22 protein-coding genes and 1 pseudogene are annotated in these 23822 nt (G+C 51.3%); 12 read left to right on the top strand and 11 right to left on the bottom strand.

The features are described 5' to 3' along the window. Positions 1–87: 87 nt before the first annotated feature. The 11 genes from Q0135_RS07150 to Q0135_RS07100 all read left to right on the top strand — a co-directional run bounded on the left by Q0135_RS07150 (position 88) and on the right by Q0135_RS07100 (position 12537). A complete protein-coding gene (locus tag Q0135_RS07150) occupies positions 88–1281 on the top strand; it encodes a tetrahydrodipicolinate N-succinyltransferase N-terminal domain-containing protein (RefSeq protein ID WP_297989479.1) in 1194 nt (397 codons plus the stop codon). A gap of 362 nt (positions 1282–1643) precedes the next feature. Next, positions 1644–2030, top strand: coding sequence for a hypothetical protein (locus tag Q0135_RS07145; protein ID WP_297989478.1), 387 nt, complete (start codon positions 1644–1646; stop codon positions 2028–2030). An 18-nt stretch (positions 2031–2048) separates the two neighbouring features. Beyond that, positions 2049–3176, top strand: a complete 1128-nt coding sequence (locus Q0135_RS07140) for a cation diffusion facilitator family transporter (protein ID WP_297989477.1) — start codon at positions 2049–2051, stop codon at positions 3174–3176. Between the two features lie 208 nt (positions 3177–3384). Next, complete coding sequence (locus Q0135_RS07135; protein WP_297989475.1) at positions 3385–4977, top strand: ABC-F family ATP-binding cassette domain-containing protein; 1593 nt, start codon at positions 3385–3387, stop codon at positions 4975–4977. Then, positions 4970–5173: a sulfur carrier protein ThiS gene (thiS, locus tag Q0135_RS07130; RefSeq protein WP_177388158.1), complete on the top strand. Its 204-nt coding sequence runs from the start codon at positions 4970–4972 to the stop codon at positions 5171–5173. Before Q0135_RS07135 ends, thiS begins: the two co-directional genes overlap by 8 nt. Before the next feature lie 977 nt (positions 5174–6150). Continuing rightward, positions 6151–6945 carry a sulfur carrier protein ThiS adenylyltransferase ThiF gene (gene thiF, locus Q0135_RS07125; protein ID WP_297989474.1) on the top strand — a complete coding sequence of 265 codons (795 nt, stop codon included), beginning with the start codon at positions 6151–6153 and terminating at the stop codon, positions 6943–6945. A gap of 545 nt (positions 6946–7490) precedes the next feature. Continuing rightward, positions 7491–8252 (top strand): thiazole synthase, encoded by a 762-nt coding sequence (locus tag Q0135_RS07120; protein ID WP_297989472.1) that lies wholly within the window; start codon positions 7491–7493, stop codon positions 8250–8252. Positions 8253–8500: 248 nt separating this feature from the next. Beyond that, positions 8501–9634: a 2-iminoacetate synthase ThiH gene (thiH, locus tag Q0135_RS07115; protein ID WP_297989470.1), complete on the top strand. Its 1134-nt coding sequence runs from the start codon at positions 8501–8503 to the stop codon at positions 9632–9634. After that, positions 9627–10241 (top strand): hypothetical protein, encoded by a 615-nt coding sequence (locus Q0135_RS07110; protein ID WP_297989468.1) that lies wholly within the window; start codon positions 9627–9629, stop codon positions 10239–10241. Before thiH ends, Q0135_RS07110 begins: the two co-directional genes overlap by 8 nt. After that, entirely contained in the window at positions 10235–11359 is a 1125-nt protein-coding gene (locus Q0135_RS07105; RefSeq protein ID WP_297989466.1) for a thiamine phosphate synthase, read from the top strand. Before Q0135_RS07110 ends, Q0135_RS07105 begins: the two co-directional genes overlap by 7 nt. A gap of 338 nt (positions 11360–11697) precedes the next feature. Next, positions 11698–12537, top strand: a complete 840-nt coding sequence (locus Q0135_RS07100) for a hypothetical protein (protein WP_297989465.1) — start codon at positions 11698–11700, stop codon at positions 12535–12537. A gap of 143 nt (positions 12538–12680) precedes the next feature. On the opposite strand, the gene Q0135_RS07095 is transcribed toward Q0135_RS07100, so the two are convergent. From Q0135_RS07095 to ribH, 5 genes and pseudogenes are all read right to left on the bottom strand, one after another. Then, entirely contained in the window at positions 12681–13538 is an 858-nt protein-coding gene (locus tag Q0135_RS07095) for a DUF3108 domain-containing protein (protein WP_297989464.1), read from the bottom strand. Between the two features lie 611 nt (positions 13539–14149). Further along, positions 14150–14404, bottom strand: a complete 255-nt coding sequence (locus Q0135_RS07090) for a helix-hairpin-helix domain-containing protein (RefSeq protein WP_297989463.1) — start codon at positions 14402–14404, stop codon at positions 14150–14152. A gap of 560 nt (positions 14405–14964) precedes the next feature. Further along, positions 14965–15651: an orotidine-5'-phosphate decarboxylase gene (gene pyrF / locus Q0135_RS07085; protein ID WP_367272147.1), complete on the bottom strand. Its 687-nt coding sequence runs from the start codon at positions 15649–15651 to the stop codon at positions 14965–14967. Positions 15652–16301: 650 nt separating this feature from the next. Next, positions 16302–16676: pseudogene (gene nusB, locus Q0135_RS07080) on the bottom strand (transcription antitermination factor NusB); the annotation flags it as partial. 1 nt (position 16677) lies between these two features. Continuing rightward, entirely contained in the window at positions 16678–17148 is a 471-nt protein-coding gene (ribH, locus tag Q0135_RS07075) for a 6,7-dimethyl-8-ribityllumazine synthase (RefSeq protein ID WP_177388134.1), read from the bottom strand. 502 nt (positions 17149–17650) lie between these two features. Between ribH and sodB the strand changes: the two genes are divergently transcribed. Continuing rightward, entirely contained in the window at positions 17651–18274 is a 624-nt protein-coding gene (gene sodB / locus Q0135_RS07070; protein WP_297989460.1) for a superoxide dismutase [Fe], read from the top strand. A gap of 65 nt (positions 18275–18339) precedes the next feature. On the opposite strand, the gene Q0135_RS07065 is transcribed toward sodB, so the two are convergent. From Q0135_RS07065 to serS, 6 genes are all read right to left on the bottom strand, one after another. Continuing rightward, positions 18340–18516: a hypothetical protein gene (locus Q0135_RS07065; RefSeq protein WP_297989458.1), complete on the bottom strand. Its 177-nt coding sequence runs from the start codon at positions 18514–18516 to the stop codon at positions 18340–18342. 218 nt (positions 18517–18734) lie between these two features. Continuing rightward, positions 18735–19316 (bottom strand): LysE family translocator, encoded by a 582-nt coding sequence (locus tag Q0135_RS07060; protein WP_297989456.1) that lies wholly within the window; start codon positions 19314–19316, stop codon positions 18735–18737. A gap of 486 nt (positions 19317–19802) precedes the next feature. Beyond that, positions 19803–21170: a sodium-dependent transporter gene (locus Q0135_RS07055; protein ID WP_297989454.1), complete on the bottom strand. Its 1368-nt coding sequence runs from the start codon at positions 21168–21170 to the stop codon at positions 19803–19805. A 9-nt stretch (positions 21171–21179) separates the two neighbouring features. Then, on the bottom strand, positions 21180–22649 hold the full coding sequence (gene rsfS, locus Q0135_RS07050) for a ribosome silencing factor (protein WP_297989452.1): 1470 nt from the start codon (positions 22647–22649) through the stop codon (positions 21180–21182). Further along, positions 22646–22885, bottom strand: a complete 240-nt coding sequence (locus tag Q0135_RS07045) for a hypothetical protein (RefSeq protein WP_297989450.1) — start codon at positions 22883–22885, stop codon at positions 22646–22648. The genes rsfS and Q0135_RS07045 overlap by 4 nt, the downstream gene beginning before the upstream one ends. Before the next feature lie 7 nt (positions 22886–22892). Beyond that, positions 22893–23822, bottom strand: a 930-nt coding sequence (gene serS / locus Q0135_RS07040) for a serine--tRNA ligase (RefSeq protein ID WP_297989448.1), incomplete at its 5' end; no start/stop codon positions are given.

The raw sequence follows: 23822 nt of genomic DNA, 5'->3' as shown, positions 1-23822 counted from the left end.
TTAAATTCCATTCATGCGCCTTTTCAAATCCCCTTTTAAATTAAATTTAGCTATACTCCCGCGCAATTTTGCGATCAAGGATTAAATATGAAAGAGATTAAAAGCCTAAGCGAGCTTCAGGCTTTTACGGATAAAGTTCGCGCCAAAAAGGGCTACCGCGATCCGATCATGTGGGCGATCGGGCGCGTATTTAAGGGGCGTGCAGAGGGGCACAAAAGCTTAAGTGTAAATTATGCGCACGTAAATTTTAAAGATGGGCTAACAAGCGCAGCAGTGCTAATCCATGCTCTAGCCGAATGCGGTGAGGTCGTGGATTTTAGCGGTAGTGAGTGCGTCCTTCCGCTAACGCACAAAGCCCTAAAAAAGGCGATCGAGGCTTTAAAATTTCTACAGCCAGACGCCAAAGAGGGCGCGCACAAAAATCTGCAGGTGCTGCTTGCGGTTAAAGAGGCGATGAAATCGGACGAGCACACGAGCTTTTGCGCCAGCTTCGTCTTCGAGGACGCCGCGCCAAAAAGTGTCGAGAGCGTCTATCTCAAGCTTTACGCGCTTTCGCTAAATCTCTGCGAGCCGCGCACGCTCAATCTAGACGGCGCATTTAGCGTACCTCCGAACGTCGCATGGGACGAAAACGCCCGCCCGATCGAGCTTTGGTGGCTGCGTGAAAACGAAATCTCTTTAAAAATGCAAGGTCGCTATCCACGCATCATCAGCGTCGATAAATTTCCGCGCTACCTAAGCCACGTCGTACCGCCGCAAAACGTTCGGATTTTAGACGATGCGAAGGTGCGTTTGGGTGCGCATATCGCCGCAGGTACGACCGTGATGCCGGGTGCTGCGTATGTAAATTTCAACGCAGGCACGATCGGCAGCGTTATGATCGAGGGGCGCGTCAGCAGCTCGGTCGTCGTGAGCGAGGGTAGCGACATAGGCGGCGGCGCGTCGATTTTGGGTGTGTTAAGCGGCACCAACGGCAATGCCGTGAGCATCGGCAAGCACTGCCTGCTGGGCGCAAACTCCGTAACGGGCATTCCGCTAGGCGACCGCTGCATCGTGGATGCCGGCATCGCGGTACTTGAGGGCACGAAGGTTTTCATCGCGCAAAAGGATCGCGAGGCGCTAGCAGCGCTAAATCCAGGCTTTGCGTTCGATCGTGAAATTTATAAAGGGCTTGAGCTTGCCGGGCTTAGCGGACTGCACTTCCGACAAAACAGCCAAAGCGGGCAGATTACGGCAAGCGTTAGCAAGCGCGCGATCAAACTCAACGCGGAACTGCATTAAATTTATAAATTTAAACGGCGGGCGCGGATTGGCTGGAGCTTTTTTTAAACTGCGTTAAATCTATAACTTAAACGGCGAGTTTGAAAAAGATACGGACGATCTCGCCGCACGCCGCTTTGAGCGAGCGCACGCGATCTGTCGCAAAAATTTCCGTTCATAGAATCTTAGGCGGAATTTAAAGAATTTTTGCCGCGATTTAGAAAATTTCTAGCGGTGATTTATGGAATTTACGCCGCTATTTTAACGCAAGTAATTTTGGCGGCTAGCGGATTTGTGCCGCGCAAATAAGTCTTTAAATTTTAAAAATAGATTGAATTTAAAATTTTAATATGATAGATTTCAAATAAAATTAGGAGGCTAAAATGAAAAAATTTATACTCGCCCTGTTTGGCGTATTTATCTGCAGCGCAGCGCTTGCTGGAGATGCCGATGCTGAGCGCTGCAAGGCTTTGGCGGACGCCGTAAATGGGCACAGTCACCCCGCGACTAAAAATATAGAGTTGAGCGCGGCTGCGTGCGAGGGCGATAAATTTGTAATTCCCACGATTCTAAAAAATGAAATTTGGGATAAAGTAGACCCTAAGATCAAGCAAAATTTTGAAAGCATTTTGCGCGCTAACAGGCAAAAGGACGTCTGCGCGATGATGAAAGCGGGCAGTCTAAATCGCATAGGCGTACGAGAATTTCTGCAAAGCGGCGAAAAAATCGCCGATCTGACCTACACGCGCAGCGATTGCGGCTTGGAATAAAATTTCAAAGGAGAGATAATGGAAGTGCCTCAAGCGGCGTATAGCAGAGATAAAATCATCATTCGCACCGGTGCGATCGGTATCGTTTCAAATGTAATTTTAGCGGCATTTAAGGGCGTCGTGGGGCTGATTTCGGGCTCGATCGCGATCGTGCTTGATGCCGTAAACAACCTAAGCGACGCACTTTCATCCGTCATTACGATCGTGGGCGTGCATCTTGCTAGCAAGCAGCCCGATCGCGCGCACCCCTTCGGACACGGCAGGATTGAGTATCTAAGCGCGATCGTAATCGCCGTCATCATCCTCTACACCGGCGGCGTCTCGCTCGTAGAATCGATCAAAAAGATCATCCATCCGCAAGCGGCGAATTATAATGCGGTTTCGCTCGCCATCATCGCCGTAGCGGTCGCGGCGAAATTTAGCCTGGGGCTCTACACGCAAAAGACGGGCGAGCGCGTAAATTCTGACTCGCTCATCGCAAGCGGCGTGGACGCCAAATACGATGCGCTCGTATCGCTAGCCACTCTCGTAGCGGCTTTGATTTCGCTTATTTTCGGACTGAGCTTGGAGGCGTATCTGGGTGCGATAATTTCGGCGCTTTTGATAAAAACGGCGTATGAAATTCTACGCGATACGATCAGCAAGCTTTTGGGTTCGCGTCCGAGTCTGGAGCTGACGAATGAAATTTACGACGTCGTGCGCGGCTTTGAGGGCGTCATCGGCGCATACGATCTGATGTTTCATGACTACGGGCCCGATAAGATGGTCGGCAGCATCCACATCGAGGTCGCAAGCGATACGACCGCAGCGCAGATCGACGCTCTTACGCGCCGCATCCAAAACGCCGTTTTTGCGAAATTTAATATCATCCTAGACACCGTAGGAATTTACGCTTTTAACAAGAACGATCCGCGCGCCGCCGAGATCCGCGAACATATCAAGCAGATGGCGCTATCGCACGAGTTCGTTTCGCAGATACATGGATTTTATCTCGACGAGCCAAAACACTCAATCAGCTTTGATGTTATCGTCGATTTCGCAGCACCCGATATGGAGGCGACGTTTCGTGCGGTCTGCAAGCAGGTGCGCGCGGCGTATCCGAACTACACGCTCATCATCACTCGCGATAGCGATTACAGCGGCTAAAATTTAAATTGCTCTAGCGGTTTAAATTTAATCGTGCCCGCCCGCGCTCCTTCGGCGAAATTTCAGAATTTTAAGCTACAATAGGAGAAATTTATCGCGGCTCCGCGCGGCGCAAAAGCTGCAATAAACCGCGAGATGAAATTTACGCGCAAAACTTAGCAGAAGCCTACGCGCAAGGCAATGCAAATAGAAATTTAAAAGGAAAAATATGGTTGAAATCAAAGATCTAACGATGCGCTTTGGCAAACAGCTGCTTTTTGAAAACGTAAATTTAAGCCTCGATAAGGGCAGGCGCTACGGCCTCATCGGCGCAAACGGCGCGGGTAAATCGACGCTACTTAAAATTTTAAGCGGGCAGATCGAAGCAAGCAGCGGCGAAATTTTGATCGAAAGCGGGCTTAAAATCGGCGTTTTGGGGCAGGATCAATTCGCCTTTGAAAGCTTCAGCGTCAAAGACGCCGTGCTTTACGGCAACAAGCGCCTTTATGACGCCGTGCGCGAAAAGACGCAGCTTTACGAGGCGGGCGAGTTTAACGACGAGATAAACGAGCGCCTCGGCGAGCTTGAGATGATCTGTGCGGAGGAGGATCCCGCCTACGAGTACGAAACGCGGATCGAGAAAATTTTAAGCTCGCTAGGGCTAAACGACTTCGATAAAAAGATGAGCGAGATCGAGACGAGCGATAAATTTAAGGTTCTTCTTGCTCAGGTGCTCTTCCCGCGCCCCGATGTGCTGTTTTTGGACGAGCCTACGAACAACCTCGATATCGACGCCATTTCGTGGCTTGAGTTTGAGCTAAATCGCCACACCGGCACGCTCGTAGTCATCAGCCACGACCGCCACTTTTTAAACCGCGTCTGCACGGACATCCTCGACGTGGATTTTAAGCGGGTACGCGAATTTAGCGGCAATTACGACGACTGGTTCATCGCGTCCAATCTCATAGCCAAACAGGCGCAGTTCGAGCGCGAGAAAAAGCTCAAAGAAAAGGCTGAGCTTGAAAAATTTATCGCTCGCTTCAGCGCCAACGCAAGCAAAGCAAAGCAGGCCACGAGCCGTCAAAAACAGCTCGACAAGCTCGATCTTAGCGAGCTTGCGACCTCTTCGCGCAGGGAGCCTAGTATTTTATTCAAGCCCGCGCGCGAGATCGGCAATGAAATTTTGGAGCTAAGCGGCGTAGATATGAGTTTCGGCGAGATTAAAATTCTGAAAAATTTTAACCTCAAGCTCGCTCACGGAGATAAGATCGCGATTATCGGTCGAAACGGCGTGGGCAAAAGTACGCTTTGCAAGATCATCATGGGCGAGCTCGCGCCGCAGCGCGGCAAGGTTCACATGGGCGCCACGATCGAGCCCGGGTACTTCGCGCAGGATACGAATAATAAAATTTCAGGCGAGCTCAAGCTCTACGAATATCTGCAAAGCCCGCAAAATAGGGATCTTGATGAAATTCGCAAATGCCTTGGACGTATGCTTTTTAGCGGCGCGGAGCAGGAGAAAAGCGTGGGCAGCCTAAGCGGCGGGGAGAAACACCGCGTGATGCTAAGCAAGCTAATGCTGCAACGCCCGAACCTGCTAGTGCTCGATGAGCCCAACAACCACCTTGATCTTGAGGCGATCATCGCGCTTGGCGAGGCGCTGTATAACTTCGCGGGCTGCGCGATCTGCGTGAGCCACGACCGCGAGCTTATCGACGCGTTTGCAAATAGAATTTTGCACCTCAAAGGAGACGCCGAAATCATCGATTTTAGGGGCACTTACGAGGAGTATCGCGAGAGCTTGGGAGCGAGCGATGATTGAGATCTGCGTAAACGGCGAGCCGCTGCAGCTGGCGCAGGATATGAGCGTGAGCGAGTTTTTGCGTCGGCGCGGACACGATCTGCGCCTAGTAGCGCTCGAGCGCGACGGCGAAATTTTAAAAAAAGAGGCGTGGGAGCGCACGCAGATCTCAAGCGGCAAAAAATATGAGATCGTCGAGTTCGTAGGCGGCGGCTGAGGTCGGAGCTTTGGGTTATGTTAAAATTGCGGCGACCGAGGTTTAAATCCGCGCGGAGGCCGCTAAATTTTAAATGGTACGGCGACACAGCGGCCGGGGCTTAAAATTTGCGCACGCGTCGTTAAAATTTTAAGCGATACGGCGACATGGCGTAGCGACACGGCAGCGTTTGGATTTTTAAATTTATGAGGAAGCCGCGGTAGCTCGGCGCCTGCGGAGAGCTTTTAAATTTCGCGAGCGAACCCGCGGCGGCCGAACGCAGGAGTTTTAAAATTTCGTATCGGTATTGTAAAGTTTGAGCGTACGGTTTAAAATTTCGCTGCGTCGCGCTCAGTAACGGCACCCGACGCGCAAATTTTGCCAGCGAGCGCGCTAAATTAGCTCATAAACACGGTATGTGCCGCGTGATCTATTTGTATTAAACATAAAATTTCGCGTTCGGCGGCACGCCGCAGTGCGTAAAATTAACGGATTGATTCGGAGATATATCGATATGCCGCGTTACGATACTGCGACATAAAAAAGAGCGGGAATGCGACTTGGTTGTGCGGCGCGTGGTAAAACAAGCGGCTTGCGCCGATGAAATTTGCGCGGCGCGATAAATTTAAAAAGCTTAAGGCTGCTCAAAACAAAGCGCACGATACGGCGTCAAAATTTTATCGATCAAGCTTGCTTCGGGATTTGCGCGCGATTGATCATCGCTCTTTGCGAGGCGCGAGCTAAAGCGTACTGGCGTTGAGCCCGAGTGCGGGCGCGTTGGTTAATTTGGCTCAATCATGGCGGCGGGTCAAGCTTCGGCCATCAAGACCGCGCAAATTCGCCTTAGGATAAATCGCCATGGTGCGAAGCAAGCAATGCGCGCTACAGCTCGTAAAATCGTTAAAATTTGCGGCTTTGCGCGACGCAAAAGAGGCGCGGGATTGGAATTTGAGCGCGGCGAGACTCGGGCGCGCAAAAAGATAAAATTTAGGATCAAAATGCAGATAAAATTAAACGGCAAAGCTTACGAAACGGGCGCGAGCGATCTTGACGGGCTGAAGCGCGAGGTTAAATTTAGCGGCGAGATCGCCGTGATAAACGGCTATGCGAGCACGCAGAATTGCGAACTGAAGGCGGGCGACGAGCTATTTTTACTCTCGCGCGGTGCTGATCTGGCGCCGCAGGAGCTTCGCGAGCTGATGCTTGCTCGCAACGCCCCCGCCGTAAACGAGGCGCTGCAAGGCTCGCGCGTGGCGATCTGCGGGCTCGGCGGGCTCGGCTCCAACGTCACGATCCTGCTTGCGCGCGCGGGCGTGGGCGAGCTCTTTTTGATCGACTTTGACGTCGTCGAGCCGACCAACCTGAACCGCCAGCAGTACGAGATCGGCGATCTTTACAAGCCCAAAACGGTCGCTTTGAGCGAAAAAATCGCGCGCATAAACCCGTTCGTGCGCGTGCAAACCTTAAACGAGCGACTTACCGCGCAAAACGTAGCCGAAATTTTAAAAAACGAGCGTATAATTTGCGAGTGCTTCGATGACGCGGCGGCGAAATCGATGCTTTTCGACGCGCTCGGCGGCACGGATCGCTTTTTGATCTGCGCTAGCGGCATGGCAGGCAGCGGCGGCGCCAACGAGATCCGCACGACGCGGCTCGGCAGCAACGTCTTCGTCTGCGGCGACCGCAAAAGCGCCGCGGCTCAGGGCGTGGGGCTGCTCGCGCCGCGCGTGGCGATCTGCGCCGCTCATCAGGCAAACGTCGCGCTTAGGCTGATTTTGGGCGAGGAAAGCTAGGCTCGGCGCTAATCGCGCGCTTCGGCGTTTTTAAATTTACGCACCTTTGCGTATTGTCGCTGAATTTAAGCCTCGCACGATTATTTTTGAAAAGTATAGAGCGTTTCGGCGGCATACAGCGCGTTTTTAAGACGGCGTGAAATTTACCGCGCGCCGCGTAAATTTAGCCGCGGAATTTAGCCGCGAGATTTAAATTTAAACGATGAAATTTAAACTATTTGCCGTGCCTGGCTAGCGGGCAGGTAGAATTTTAAAATTTATTCGGCGCAAGCGAGCTACTTTTGGACGTAGGATTTAAAATTTCGTGCAGCGAAGTGGGCCGCAGTCTGCACGTGAAATTTTAAAATTTTGTGTCGTGGCGTAAAATTTGACGAGAAATTTTAAAGCTCGGGCGCAGCGCCTCGCGGCGCGTAAAGCGACGGATAGAAGCAAGGCGCGCATATCTGTGCCGCAATCTCGCGCTGTGTATAATGCACCCGTGCGTGCGCCGATATGTGCCATTCGCAGCGCGCATAAAAACGAAAATTTAAACTAAAGAGGATAGAATGGACGATAAACTGATCTTAGGCGGCAGGGAGTTTAGCTCGCGCCTGATAATGGGCTCGGGCAAGTTTGATCACGCGATGATCGACGCCTGCGTGCGGCATGCGGGCTGCGAGATCGTCACGCTTGCGCTGCGCCGCGTGAACGAAAGCAAGAGCCGCAATATCTTGGATTTCATCCCTCGCGGCGTCACGCTGCTGCCAAACACCAGCGGCGCGCGAAACGCCGAGGAGGCGCTGCGGATCGCACGGCTCGCGCGCGAGCTTGGCTGCGGCGACTTCGTAAAGATCGAGATCATAGGCGACAGTAAATACCTTCTGCCCGACAACGCCGAGACGATCAAGGCCTGCGAGACCCTGGCGCGCGAGGGTTTCGTGCCGCTTGCCTACATGCACGCCGATCTGTGCGTAGCTCGCGATCTGGTAAGCGCAGGGGCTGCCGCCGTGATGCCTCTGGCCGCGCCGATCGGCTCCAACCGCGGGCTGATGATGCGTGGGATGATCGAAATTTTACTAGACGAAATCGACGTGCCGATCATCGTAGATGCGGGGCTCGGCGCGCCTAGCGAGGCCTGCGAGGCGATGCAGATGGGCTGCGCTGCGGTGATGGTAAATACGGCGATCGCCACGAGCGGGGATCTGGCGCTGATGGCGCGGGCGTTTGCGCTCGGCGTGCAGGCGGGGCGCGATGCCTATCTGGCGGGGCTCGGCGCCGTTTGCAAAACGGCCTGCGCAAGCTCGCCGCTAACGGGATTTTTGCGCTAGCGGTTAAAATTTTAAACGCGGCTTGGTTGTGCGAGTTGTGTTTTTTGCGCGGAATTTGCCTCTCTTGGGTTTGTACGGATTATATATCGCGCAAGCTCGACATAGCGGCCGATAGACATGGCGTGGAATTTTAAAATTTCGCACGGCACGGCGCAAATATGAAATTTTAAAATTTGCGCCGCATAAATTTACACGCAAAAACGTGCCGTGTGAAATTTAAATGAAAATTTAAAAGGAAAATTTTAAAGATGATGAAAACCGGCTATCTAGCGGGCATGGAGGATATCGGAAGCGAGATGATGGAGCGCACGCTTGCTCTGCGCGAGGGCTTTTGCGAGGAGGCGAGCGAGGCTGACGTGCAAAGGGCGATCAGCGCGAAAAACAGAAGTCTGCGCGATTTTGCCGCGCTACTAAGCGTGCGCGCGGGCGAGCATTTGGAGCAGATCGCTCGTACTGCGGCGCGCGAAAAAGCGGCGCATTTCGGCAGCAACGTTGCCGTTTTCACGCCGATTTACATTTCAAACTACTGCGACAATCTCTGCGTTTACTGCGGCTTTAACTGCAAAAACAAAATCGCGCGCGCAAGGCTCGATGAGACGCAGCTAAAGGCGGAGTTTGAGGCGATAGCGGCGAGCGGGCTGGAAGAAATTTTGATCCTCACGGGCGAGAGCGAGAAAAACAGCCCCGTACGCTACATCGGGCGCGCCTGCGAGCTCGCGCGGCAGTATTTTAAGGTGATCGGCGTCGAAATTTATCCGCTAAACTCCGCTGATTACGCCTATTTGCACGCTTGCGGCGTCGATTTCGTCACCGTTTTTCAAGAAACCTACGATCCCGCGCGCTACGCGCAGCTGCATCTTGCGGGCAACAAGCGCGTTTTTGCGTATCGTTTCGCAGCCCAAGAGCGCGCGATCAGAGGCGGTATGCGCGGCGTGGGCTTCGCGGCGCTTTTGGGGCTCGGAGACTTCCGCCGCGATGCCTTTGCCACGGGCGTGCACGCGTGGCTGCTTCAGCGCAAGTACCCGCGCGCCGAGATTGCCTTTTCGGTGCCGCGCCTGCGCCCGATTATCAACAACGACAAAATAAACCCGAAAGACGTCGGCGAGCGCGAGTTGCTGCAGGTGATGTGCGCGTATCGGCTGCTGCTGCCAAGTGCACAGATCACGATCTCCACGCGCGAGAGGGCGGGCTTCCGCGACAATGCGATCAGGATCGCGGCGAGTAAAATTTCAGCGGGCGTAAGCGTCGGTATCGGCGGGCACAGCGAGCAGAGGGGCGACGAGCAGTTCGAGATCAGCGACGCGCGTAGCGTAAGCGAGGTCTGCGAGGCGATCCGCGACGGCGGGCTGCAGCCGCTGATGAGCGAGTATATCTATGTGTGAGGCGCGAAATTTTACCGCGTGCGTGGATGAAATTTACGGCGTTAGACGCGAGATTTTCAGCGTCGGGCTCGAGGGCGGATTTAGTGCCGCCCAGCGCAGAAGTAAAATTTGTAGCGTAAAATACGGCGCGGAATTTTGCAACGCCGCACACGGCGATAAAATTTATGGCGCTATGGCAGATGATAAAATTTTCGATATCGTGTCAGCTGGCGCGGGAAATTTTGAGATACAAAATGCGTACGTAAATTTAAGACCTAGGAACACATACGCGGATTTAAAATTTAAAGGCGACGCAAATTCCGAGCCCGCGGGCGACATAAATTTTAAATTTAAAAACGGCACGAGCTTCAGGTTCTTATGCGGCGGCAACGCAAAGCCGCTAAAATCGAGGAGCTGGGCGAACGCTTTGAGCCTTAGCGCTGCGGCGGAAATTTTAGACCTTGTTTCGGCGGGCGAAATTTTTAAATATAGCGTGATGGCGGGGATTTCGGCGCTCGCCCTAGCAAGTAAAATTTTAATCTCTAGCATCGCAGGCGAAATTTTAAATTTGAGCGCGGCGCCGTCCACGGGCAGGGATTTTGGGCTTAAGGGAGCGGGCGCATGCTAGATTTAGAGCTTGCTTCGCGCATTACGATCATTACAAATCGCTCGCTCTGCGGCGGTGAGGCGGCGCTGCTCGCGCGCATAGCGGATTTTGCTGCGGCGGGCGTAGGCGAGATCGTCGTGCGCGAGAAGGATTTAGACGAAGCGGCCTATGCGGCGCTGTTTGGTAAAATTTTACTCGCCTGCAAGAGCGAGCTTTGCGCGGATGCGGCCCGTGCGGTCGGAATTTTTGCAAATGAAGCTAGTGCCGCTAAATTTGGCGAAACCCAAGCTTTTGCGGGCGGATTGAACGCGAGCGCGGCCTGTGCGGATGGGGCTCGCAGTCACGGTGCCGCTACAGATGAGATACGGTCTAAAAATTCCGCTTGCGTTTTAGATGAAATTTTGCCTGAAAATTTTATCGACGCTGCAAATTGCGCGAATGATGGTGCGTCGGGCGAGATTTCGCTTCGCGGCGCCGTATGCAAAACAAAACTCGCGGTTGAAGGCGTACGGAGCGCAGAAAATGCGGAAAGTATGCAGGGTGCGCAAAGTACAGAAAATGCGAATGATGTGCATAGTGCAAAAAATGCGGGGAGTGCGTGGAGCGCGCAGTACACGGAAAGTATAGAGGGTGTAGAAAATTCACAGAGCGTGAAAGAGACAGAGAATGCGAAGGGCGCGCAGAGCGCAGAGAGGGCAAGGCACCTGCCCGCGATCTTTGTGCATAATTTTGCAGATTTTGCGCTGCGGGCGGGCGAGAGAAATTTATGGCTGCCGCTCGGGGTTTTGCGGAGCTTCAGCGCGGCGCGCGGCGCGGAGTTTTTGCGCGCAAATTTCAAAAAACTGGTCGCTTCCTGCCACAGCGAGGCGGAGGCGCGCGAGGCGCTGGAGCTGGGCGCGAGCGCGATCTGCCTGAGCCACATCTTTGCGACCGATTGCAAGGCGGGGCTAGCGCCGAGGGGGCTAAATTTGATCCGCGCCGTGCGGGAGTTTTTTGCGGGCGAAATCTATGCGCTGGGCGGCATAACGCCGCGCAATTTCGCTTCCGTCCTACGCGCGGGAACCGACAGGATCGCTGTTATGAGCTCAGCGATGGCGACGTGGGACGCGAGCGATTTCATAAGAAAATTTAAGAAATGAATCGATCCGAAAATATGGTCCGTTTCTTTTGCCGCGCCTTGCCGCCGTCATTGCGCTGCATGCGGTGCGACACAAAAACACATATTTTAATAAAATCAAAAGCTCACGAAATGGGCGCGATTTATTGCGATTTAAGCCTGAAATTATAAAATACGAGCGTTTAAGCTTAAGGATATTTTTTGGATAAAGTGCTGCTTGAGGAATCTAAAAAGCCTCTAAACGAACGACGTCGGACTTTCAAGCAAAAGCTTTGAAAAGGCGCTAGCGCTGACATCTTTGACGATGCGGATTTAAGCGATGCAACGGATCGCAGATCATTAAATTTAAACGATGCAAATTTGAGTAGTAAAAGCTTTAAAAATGCGAATTTTAATCAAACAGACCCCGAATCGCAACCCGATCATCTTTGCGGCGCAAATTTCCGAGATAAAAATTTAAACGACATGAATTTAAACTCAAAAGATGAGATAAAATTTCAAAATTTAAACCCGGGTGGTATTTCATCGCGGGGCGCTAAAACTCGTGATTACGACAAAGAGCCGATAATCATAAAAGATCACGCTATAATTTTAAATGCTATCATCGGCGCGATCTATATCATTACTACGATATTGATGGCGATATGCGGTAAATTTTCTGCCCAGCAAATTTTATTTCTCGTTTTGCTGGATTGCTATTTTCCGCTCAGAGCATTAAATAAATTCTCAAATTTCGGCAAGTGCTATATATGCTTTAAAAATGACGATATAACTCTATACTCTAAAAAGACGGAAGCCGTTTTATACGAGACCAAAATTTCAGATATAACTTGTATCAAACGAACCACGGGACCGTCATACCCCGAAATATCAAAAAAGACAAAATGCCTTATGCTGCTATTTGCTTTTATATACTTGCTTTTAGTTTTTTTCGTAGCGGTAGTGATAGACGGAAGGGAGGAAAATTTTTGGATAATTTTTGCGGTAATTATACCTATTAGCTTCTTTCCTTTATTGCTATATAGGCTTTTTAACGGGCTAGGCTTTGATATTATAAATGACAGCATATTGATATATGACAAAAGTTCTTTTATAGAGGTTTCGTTTTTAAGCAACAAAGAATACAGGGAATTAAAGACCTATTTTCTACTAAAAATAGGGAAAAATTTAGATAAAATCCCGCCGCAAATTTTTGTATAGATCATAAAAGCGGACTCTATTTGAAATTTATCTTAAATTATGATCGATTAAATTTGCCCTTTTTCGGCGACATGAAAACGATGACGTTTGAAGCGAGCAGGGATAAATTTGAACAAAATTTTACCTCGTAAATTTACGAAGTCTCATTCCACGAGCCGCGCGCGGATGTCACCGAAGAGCAGCACGTCCTTCAAAACGGCGCGATCGGCGTAACCGCGTTCGTTTAGGCTCAGGTGCAGCTCGCCTCGGCTGCTCGAAAATATCGGCTGGTTGATGAAAACCACGTAAATCACCGCAGCCTGCTTATCCGCGCCCGTGCTGCGCCCTTTAAAATTTACGTCCGTTGTGCCGGTTTTCGTATCTGCTCCGCTAGGTTTCGCGCTTGCCGCTGCGCCGGAGTTTGTATCCTCATCGCTAGGCGGCGCGACGCCAAGCTCGCTCGCGATATTTGCGGCGGCGCTTCCGCGCGGCCTTTCAATGTCGATCCTTCCGTCGGCACTTTTTGCGCCTGCGGCTCGGACGAAAAATTTATCGCCCGAGTGCGGGATTTTAGAGAAATTGAAAAACAAACTCAGCAGGTCGTTCGTCGCAAAATAGGGCAAAATTTCGTCGCTTACGAGCTGTAGCTCGCCGCCCGTGCCCTTGAACTTTTGAAATTTTATCGTTTTGCGCGCGTAGTCGAAAGTGTAGGTTTTGCGCTCGTTTTTCGCTGTTTTGCCCTTTTTGCGCGAGACTTCGTGGACGTAGAGATCGGGCATCAAAAGCCCCGCCACGACGCGCCCCTTTGAGCGGAAGCTCTCGCGCCTTTGCCCGCTTAGGCTGCCCGCGACGCCCTGCGCAATGGCGTCCATGACGATCTCGTAGCGATCGCCCTGCCGCACGAGCCGCGTATTTGCGCTGCCGACCGCGCCGAAAATGCCGAACGAAATTTCATATTTCGCGCTGATCGTCTCGCCGAAAAGCGCGCTCACGCATAAAATCAAAATAGCAAAAAATTTCATCCCTATCGTCCTTTCGCTTTGCGGTGCCCCATCATACGACGCCCGTGAAATTTACGCTCTTTGCGTCGCTTTATCGCATTGTGCTCGCAAAGCTCGTGCGGGAATCTGCGCCGCGTTCGTAAAATTTACCATAAAAAGTAAACTCGCGCCGCCTATTTCATTTTCTCCATAGCGCGATTAAATATCAGCCGCCGCTCCTTACCGTCGTGAAAGACCGCCTTGCTCGCCAAAGACACCGACTGTCGCCGCTTTTATATTTACGACGCATATACGGCTCGGCGCGCGCTTGCCAGAAATTGGCGATTTTATATTTCGTACAGACCGCTTCGTCGCAAAGCATGCCTGTGAATAAAATCAAAATTTCATATTGCGGCTATGTTTGTACTTCGCACTAGCCGTTACGCCGCGCCCGTTAAATTTACGTTTTTACGCGCCGCCCGTAAAGCTCGCGCATAAAATTTGTGCCGTCGCCATTAAAACGCTTGTTAAATTTACGCTTTTTACTCGGCGCTATTTTGTGCTGCAAATACAGCCTTATCGGTCGTTAGTAAATCCGCTCAAATTTAAATGGATCCGCTTTTAACGACTTGCCGCGGGTCAAATTCGTAAATTCAATCCTTCCAAAGCCACCATTTAAGTTTGGCTTTGTCTGGGTGCGGAGTATTTGCGTAGTAGCAAACCATGCGGTAAACGTAGAGGATGCACTTGTCGCTGCCGCGCCCGAGCGCCTTTGTGCGTTCAAACATCTCGTCCGGATCTGCGCCCTTTAGCGAAGCGATGTCAGTGTAGCCCAGCGCCAACAGATCAGCCTCTGTCGCCTCGCCGACATATGGGATTTTCTTAAAATCGCTCGCGCCTTTACTCAAATTTTACTCCAATCTTTATTCAAATTTCGCTTGGCTCGCCATTTGGATAAAATTTTAAAGCCCCTTGAGAGTGCGGAATTTTAAAATTTCACTCGTGCGAGGCAAGTTTTAAAATTTTATCCACGCGGTGCGAAAAATTTTTAAAATTTTACCTCGCCGCCGAGCTGCCGCGCTTATGCGCGCCGCTTTTTAGTGTTAAGACGTCCGCCGCCGCGCTCGTTATCGGAAATTTTATCCGCAAGCTAGCAGGGAAGCTTGGGCGCGGCAAAGTTTGAACGTTTTTAATCCCCAACGGAGTAAATTTACGCTTCCGCCTTGCGCCAAATGCAAAAATATGATACGTTTGTTTCAAACTCCAACGGGATGGAATTCTACTCACAGGGAACAACGTCTATGACAGCTACGTAACTAAGTTTCAATTCCCAACGGATTTTGTAAAAAGATGACGGCGGCGCTTCGACGTCATCCAAGCCGCCTTTGTGCGCATTTTGATTAAAATTTCTTGCGCGCGGAAACCACGCTTAAAATGATTTTCACCAAATTTTACGCAAGCTTTGGCGCTAAATTTGATCTAAAATTCGCTCGCAAATTTCGCGCGGGTTTTGTGCCTGATATATCGGCCGACCTACCACGATAAAATCCGCCCTTGCCTCGCGCGCGATATCCAGATTTGCTACTCGCTTTTGATCTGCTGCACTCTCGCCAAACGGCCTTACGCTCGGGCAGAGCGTAATAAAATTTGCACTCGTGGCGTCCTTTATCAGGCGGCTCTCGAACGCCGAGCAGACCATGCCGTCAAGCCCCGCTTCGTAGCTCATCACGCCAAATTTGCGCACGGCTTCGCTTAAATTTTGCTCGTAAACCGCGCTAAATTCGGTCTCGTCAAAGCTCGTTAGCGCAGAGACTGCAAGCACTAGCGGACGCGAAGCTAGCTTGCCCAGTCGCTCCATCACCGTCGCCATCGCGCGCTTGCCGCTGCTTGCATGCACGTTTATCATATCGACGCCGAGCTTAGCGATCTCCTCGGCGGCGTCTGCCATCGTGTTTGGGATGTCGTAGAGCTTTAGATCGAGGAAAATTTTAAAATTTCCAAGCTTTTTTAGCTCCTCCACAAAGCCCGCTCCGTCGCGCAAATAAGTTCGCAACCCAACTTTGAGCCAAATTTTATCCGAAAAGTCTGCAAGCTCGCCCGCTAGCTGTAAGCACTGCTGCTTTGAGCCCAGATCAAGCGCGACGCATAGCTTCACCGTTTATCCTTGCCGCGTACTGCGCCTTTGTTGTCCGCAGGTCTTTTTGAGATGGTGCCTCTGCCGCCCGCGGATTTTTTCAGCGCGGTAGAGATTTTGCGCCCCGCGCTACTTTTCGGCGCAGTATTTTTACCCGCAGTGCCTTTCTTTGGTACCGCGTTTTTGCCGACTTTGAAATTTCTATCCGCGCCCTCTTTTTTCGGCGCGGCGTCTTTGCCTCGTTCGCCTGCTTTAAAATTTTTACCTCGCTCGCCAGCTTTGAAATTTTTGCCCGTTTTCTCCGTCTTGAATTTATCTCCGGTCTTAAAATTTTTCTCCGTTTTAAATTTTTTGCTCGCGGTAGATTCGGATTTTTTTACGGATGCGCTGCGAGTTTTCATATTAGCGGGCTTTTTAGACGGTCTGCTTCTACTCGCCGTAGAATTTTTCGGCGCGCCGCCCCTCTTTGCTCTCGTAAAATTTTTCGTCTCGCCGTTCGCGCCTGTGGGAATGAAATTTTTCGCCGTATCGTCGCTGTCCGAAACGGCGGAGCTTTCCGCCGCAGCGGGCTTGAAATTTTCGCTTGTCGCTGTGGATAGCTCGGAATTTACGCTTGCCGTTGTATTCGGCTTAGAAATTTTATCCGCCGCGATGTTTACGGGGCTATCTTTTAGCGCATCCAGCACGCCGTTTATAAATCTTGGCGAGATGCCAAGCTCCTTGGCGGAGTTGATCGCTTCGTTGATGACAATGCCCGCGTCGGTGTCCGTAAAGCGCAGCTCATACGCCCCGAGCCGCAGTATCGCGCGCTCCAGAGCCGAAATTTCGGCAAGCTTGAATTCCTTTAAATTTTCATCTATCAGCGCATCGACCGCGGCGAGATTTTCGCTAGCGCCGCGCAGAAGTGCCAGCGTCCAGTTGCGCTGCTCGTTGCGAATGCGCTTCTCCTCCAAATACTCGTCCGCAAAGTCCTCGCCGCCGCCGTTCATATCCTGGGAGTAGAGCAGCGAGATCGCAGCGAGCCTGGCTTGGTGTCTGGTGGCCATTTTACGCCTTTATGTTGCGAAATAGGCTTAGAAGCTCGATCGCACCGCTCATTGCTTCAAAGCCCTTGTTGCCGGCCTTTGCGCCTGCACGCTCGATCGCTTGCTCGATATTATCGGTAGTCAGCACGCCGAAAGTCACGGGTGCGCCGTATTTTAGCATAGTGTTTGCGATACCTTTGCTTACTTCGGCGCTTACGTAGTCAAAATGCGGAGTAGAGCCGCGGATCACCGCGCCTAGGCAGACGACGGCGTCGTAGAGCTTGGAGCTTAGCGCCTTTTCAAGCGCAAGCGGGATCTCAAAAGCGCCAGGCACCAGCATCAGGCTTAAATTTTCCTCCTTGCCGCCGTGGCGCAAAAACGCATCGTGCGCCCCCTCGACTAGGCGATCGGTGATGATGTGGTTGAAGCGGGCGTTGATGATTAGGATCTTTTCGCTGCCCTTAAGAGCAAGCGAGCCTTCGATGATTTTCATGGTTTTCCTTTGCGTTAAATTTAGCGCTAAGCTTAGCTAAATTCGCCAAAATTTTAAATTAATTTCAGCATCACGGCGCTTGAAATTATGAGAAATAACAGGCGCTTTGCGCGCAGAAATTTTCTCGCGGTGGATGAATACGCCTAGGATCACGGCGCCGATTGTGCCGATCCCGTGTATAGGACGTATGCGAGCGCAGCGCTATGTATTTAAAAGCAAGCATAAATATAAAAAGTTCGCAATCGCGCAGATGACGGCAAGTAGCCGCTCGTGCGCACTAGCAGCGCGTTTGAGCCCGTACGCCCGGTCGTACACAAAAAGCGCTCCGATGAGGGTAAAGCAAAGCTTTGGCGTTCATAAACCGCCTAAATTTTAAATTTAAAGCGCGATTACGACGGCTTAGATTGAAATTCGCCTTAAAATTAATCCTAAATAATAAATTTTATTATTTGTTTAGAAATTTTTGGCTATAATCGTTCTAAATCATTTCAAGGAGAGAAAGATGTTTAAACTTAGAGAGTTGCCGTTCGATGCGGCGCATAACGCGGTCGTAAGCAAGCAAACCTGTGATTATCACCACGGCAAGCACCACGCGACCTATGTGGCAAATTTAAATAAACTTACCGAATCGGGCGAGTTCGCGGGCAAGGGGCTTTACGAGATCGTAACGGCCGCTAGCGGCGGGCTTTTCAACAACGCAGCGCAGGTTTACAACCACGATTTTTACTGGGATTGCATCGCAAAGCCTAGCGAGCCGTCTACGGAGCTAAAATCGGCGCTGGCGGAAAATTTTGCGGATTTTAAAAGCGAGTTTTTGTCTGCGGCTACGGCGCATTTCGGCTCAGGCTGGGTGTGGCTCGCTTACGATCCGAAATCGGGCAAGCTTTGCATTAAAGCGACCCAAAATGCCGCCACGCCGGTGGCCGAAGGGCTCGTGCCGCTTCTAGTCGTAGACGTTTGGGAGCACGCGTATTACATCGACGAGCACAACGCGCGCCCGAAATATCTGGAGAAATTCTACGCAGGCATCAACTGGGAGTTCGTCTCAAGCGCCTACGAATGGGCTAAAAAAGAGGGTCTCGGCTCGGTGAAATTTTATATGGGCGAGCTTCACGGCAGAGATTAATTTTAAAATTTAAGCGCACGCGGCGATATAAAATCTGGGCCCGTCGCGATTTGCTTGCGTAAATTTTAAATTTGCGCGGGCTCGTCACAAACGGAAGCGGTGCTATCCGCAGAGCTAAAATCCGTTTTAAACGCATAATCCGAGTAGAGCAGATACGGCTCGTGCAGTACACAAAGCTGAAATCTCTTAAGCGCTCGTATGTTCGCTGTGAGTTCGCTACCGATGATAATCGCTGCCCGCAAATCGCTTAGACGCACCGTGGATTTGCTATAGATGCAGGCCCGCTGCAGAGGTAGCCGCCGCGTTTAGCGCACGCGACCGATCGCTTAAAATTTTAATTCAAAGCTAGCGGCTAAATTTTAAGGGCTTTTCTTGAGATTAGCCGCAGCAATACCACTTTCAATCTATCTTTTAAATTTAAAATTTCATTAAAACCAGGGCGCTAAATTTAATCAAAATTTTAGCTCAAAATCATCCACAGCCCGATCGCGCACATCAGCACCGAGCAGAAAATTTCGAGGTATTTCAGGTGGGTTTTCAGCAGATTTTTTAGCACCGCTCCGCCCAGCGCGTAGATGCTAAGACATATACTTTCGCTTACGCACAGCGTAGCGACGAGGGCGAAAGTGCGCGCGCCGAAAAGGTTGTCCGCGTCCAAAAACGGCGGAAAGAGAGCGGTGAAAAATATCCACGCTTTGGGGTTTGAGACCGCGACTACGAAGCCTTGTAGGAAGATATTTTCGCTGTGCTTTTGTTTTTGCAGCTTAAAATTTCCGCGCGCTAAAAAGGTCGCGACGCCCAGATAGAAAATGTACGCGCCGCCTAAAATTTTAATCGCGCTAAGCGCCGCAGGGTGCGCAAGCAGAATGCCTGCGACGCCGAATATGCAAGCGAGCGCCACGGCTGCGACGCCCAGCACCTGCGCGAGCAACGCAGGCAGCGCCCTAAGATAACCGCGCGAGATGCCGAGATTTAGCGCGTAGGTCATGTTGATGCCCGGCATCAGCGATATCGGAAAGATCGTAAGGAAAAACAGAAGCATTGCAAACCCCTAAATTGCGGCTAAATTTTAAATTTATCGCGCGCCTGCCGCAGAAATTTTATCGCGCGGCAACGAATAAATTTTAAAATTCCGCCGCGCACTTTTGCGCTTGTCATCACGCTTGCACGGTGCGCGTAGATAAAATTTTAAAATTCTGACGTCCGCTTCGCTAGACGCGTCAAAGCTTTCTATAGGGCGGGAAGGGGGCTTGGATTGCGAGGTTGCTCCCCTTCCTGCCCCAAACCCCACCTAACCCCCGACGACGCTTTACAAGGGGCAGGCTACGCCTGCGCTGAATTTATATTATAACTGCGGTGCAGTGTCTTGCACCTAGTCGCAAGACCGCCGTGCCGCAAGTTTCAATACAATGTGTCGCACCGAGTAAAAACTCACGCCGCAGTGTGGGTAAGGCAGCGAATGAAATTTTAAAATTCTATCGCACCGCCGCGGGCAAATTTAAAATTTAAAACTCTTGCGGCTTTAAATTTAGCCGAAAATCCCGTACCCGAAGATCACCGCGATGATAAGCGGCAGGATAAATTTGACATACAAAAACCAAACTCCCGCGAGCCTTGCGCTCAGATCGCCTTCGTTGGTGAGCTCGTAGATCGCGTCCTTTTTCAGCACCCAGCCCACGTAGATGCAGCACAGAAGCGCCGTTAGCACGAAAAATACGTTCGCGCTTACGAAGTCGAAGGCGTCGAAAACTGAGCGCCCCAGAATTTTAACGTCCGCAAGCACGCTGCTTGAGAGTATGCAGGGCAGGTTGCCGAGCACGAAGACGCCGCCGAGCGTTAAATTTACCGCCTTTAGCGTTGAAAAGCCGAAGCGCTCCTCGACGAAATTTATGATGACCTGATAGATCGTGATTGACGTCGTAAGCGCGGCGATGAGCAAAATCGAGAGAAAGACCACCGCGACGGCGTTGCCGAACGGCATGTGCGAAAACGCGATCGGCAAGCTCTTAAAAACCAGCGACGAGCCGCTGCTCGGCTCAAGCCCCGCGCTAAAGAGCGATGGGAAGATCATAAAGCCCGCAAGCACGGCGATGAGGGTATTTACGACTGCGGTGATGGTGGCTGTTTGCATCAGCTTCTCGTCTTTGTTGAGGAAGCTAGACAGCGTGATCATCACGCCGAAACCGAGCGAGAGCGCGAAAAAGACCTGACCCAAAACGTCGATCAAAAGCTTGGGCGTGATCTTGGCAAAATCGACGCTGAGATAAAATTTCACGCCTTCCTTTGCGCCCTCAAGCGTTAAATTTGTAAGAATTACGGCGATGAAGCACAAAAATAGCGCGGGCATTAGAAATTTTACGAATTTTTCGATCCCTTCGATGATGCCGTTTTTCAAAATGTACCAGTTGATCGCTATGAAAACGAGCGTGTAAGCTCCGACGCCGAGCGGGCTATTTTCGATGTGATCTGAGTAGAATTTCTGCGTAAATGCGGGGTCGGTGATCCGCGCGGAGAGGTCGAAGTTGCCGCTTACGATGTTTACTATGTAGGTTAGCACCCAGCCGCCAAGGACCATATAGTAGGCCAAAATTCCAAACGCGCCGATTACGCCCATGATGCCTACGATCTTCCATGCGGGCTTTATGCGCGAGCCGTCCTTTTTAGGCGCCGTGAAGGCATCGACGCAGTTTCTTAGTGCGCGACGTCCGATGACGTTTTCTACCAAGATCATCGGGATTCCAAGCACGATCATTGCGATGCAAAATATGAGAACGTAAGCGCCACCGCCATTTTCGCCAACTAAATACGGAAACCGCCACGTGCAGCCAAAGCCGATCGTGGCGCCCGCGACGGTTAAGATATATGTGAGCTTGCTGCTCCAGGTCTGTCTCGGCACGCTCCCTCCTTAAAATTGCTCTTTTTTGAGCTTGTCGAGGAAGTCCTCGATATTGTATTTGGCGCGGTAAGTCTCGCTGATGAGATGGACTATGATGTCGCCGAGATCGACGACGCTCCACTCATCGCCGCTTTCGATAGCCAAAAACTCCTCGCCGAGCGGCTTAAGCACGCTTTTTAGCTCCTCGATGAGCGAGGCTGCGTGGCGGGCGGTCAGCATAGTGGCAATAACTACGAATTTCGCGATGTATTCGCGCCCCTCCATATCGATGATCTGGACGTCTTCGGCTTTCTTTTCGTTTAAAATTTCGGCGATCCGCTCCGCCCTTTGCTTTGGATCTTGCATATCTTTCCTTTTATAAAATTTTATGACCTCTGCTGCGATCTTGGGCGGGATTTCGCCTTTGAAATCTCGCCTAAAACCGCTTGAACTCGCATCCACGGCAACCTCGATCCGCCTTAAGCTCGCCCACTGCCGCGGGATCTCGTAACCGGGCCTCGTAAGCACTACAAACTCCACTAATTTCTGCAACTCGCCAAAATCGCGCCATTTATGAAGCTCGGCTAAATTGTCGGCACCCACGACGATGTAGAACTTTGAGACTGTATCCGTGCCGCTTGCACTATTTGCTTTGCTTGCTTCATCTGCACTGCTTACATCGCTCGCGTCATCCGCGTCATCTGCGCCGCCTGTGCCGCCTACACCATTTGCGTCATTTACATCACCTGTATCAGCAATGCAATTTGCATTGCCGCTTGAAATTTCGCTTGCGCTTGAAATTTTGTCCGCGTTTAAAATTTTACTCGCATCGTTTGCGCTACCCGCCTTATTTCTACCGTCGGCCGAAATCTCACCCGCCTTGCTTTGTGAAATCCCGCCCGTTTCGCTTTCGCTGCCGACCGAAATTTGATCCGCCGTGCCACCTCGCAGAGCTTCGTTTTTTGCGTTAGCGGCGATACTTGTCCCACCCGTGCTATCGGCGGAGCAGGCGTCGCCGCCTAGAATTTTACCTATATCGCACGACAAAGTCCCGTTCGTCTTCTCGGGTAAAATTTCGTCTGCACTGCCTAGAGTATAGGCACTGGTAGAAATTTTATTCGCAATATTTGCGCCATTAGGTAAAGCTCTATCCGTTACGGCTACCGGGGTTTCACCCGTTCCGCCTGTCGTCTCCGTCGCGATTTTGCCGTTTCCGCCGTATTTTTCGAGCAGAAATTTTACGCTTTGTATAGTGGGTACCGAGCGGTTTTGCAAAATTTCATAATCGCTCACTTCCACATGCGGGGCGTCGCTCCACAGCGCACGGCACCATCTAAGCCGCAGCTGCGGTGGCGCCGAAAAGCTCTTTTTAAACGGGTTTAGAAACGACGGCATTATGACCAGCAAATCGGGCTTTAGGCTTGATAAGATCGCCCCTACCGCGGCGTCGTGCCCTGCGTGCGGTGGATCGAAACTGCCGCCGAAAAGCGCGATTTTCACGCACCCGCTCCGCGCCGTTTCATGCCGCAAAATTTCTCGCTCTTCGCCGTAAATTCCGCGGCATCGTGAGCCCTGGGCTCTGCGCCGCAAAATTTCGTGCTACCAAATTTTGTTGCAAAAAATCCTGTGTTTTGCAGCACGAAAAATTTAACGCCGCGCTTTTTAAATTTTTCCGCGCAAGACCCAGTGGCTGCGAATCGGGCGTTAGAATTTGGGTTTTTGTAAGGCTTTCGCACGGGCCGCCTACATATATTTTTCTAAAACGCGCGGGATTTCGATGCTGCCGTCCTTGCGCTGGTAGTTTTCCATTACCGCGATTAGCGTGCGGCCGACTGCGAGCGAGGAGCCGTTTAGCGTGTGAACGAGGCTGTTTTTCTTGCCGTCTTTGAAGCGGATTTTGGCTCTGCGCGCCTGAAAATCGCGACAGTTGCTGATCGAGCTGATCTCTCTGTATTGGTTCTGCCCCGGCAGCCAAACCTCCAAATCCACGGTCTTTGCGGCGCTAAAGCCAAGATCGCCGCTGCAAAGCAGCATGTGTCTGTGCGGAAGGCCCAGGCTAGCTAGTAGATCGCTCGCGCATGAAATCATCTCCTCAAGCATCTTTGCGCTATCCTCTGGGCGCGTGATGGCGACGAGCTCGACCTTTTCAAACTGGTGCTGGCGTATCATGCCCCTTGTGTCACGTCCTGCTGAGCCTGCCTCTTGGCGGAAGCATGCTGAGTAGCAAGTCATCTTTATAGGAAGCTGCTCAGCTTCAATGATCGTGTCGTTGTATAAATTTGTCACAGGCACTTCGCTAGTTGGGATGAGGTAGAGGTCCTCGTCGCGCACCTTGTAAAGATCCTCTTCAAATTTAGGCAGCTGACCGGTGCCAAAAAGTGTGTTTGAGCTTACTAGATAAGGGACATTTACAAGCTCAAAGCCACGCGCGCTGTTAAAGTCGATCATATAATTAACGAGCGCTCTACTAAGCCTTGCTCCCATGCCACGAAGCACGGTAAAGCGAGATCCTGAGAGCTTTGCGCCCCTTTCAAAGTCAAGCCAGCCAAGGCTCTCGCCTAGCTCCCAGTGCTCCTTTGGCGTAAAGTCAAATTTAGTTGGCTCAAGCACCGTTTTTATGCAGACGTTATCGTCCTCATCTTTGCCAAATGGCACATCATCGTCAGTGATATT

The organism is uncultured Campylobacter sp. (assembly GCF_937981295.1).
In the GTDB taxonomy this organism is placed as follows: Bacteria; Campylobacterota; Campylobacteria; order Campylobacterales; family Campylobacteraceae; genus Campylobacter_B.
The sequence above is the reverse complement of the archived record's forward strand: the minus strand, read 5'-3'. Positions and strand labels throughout refer to the sequence as shown.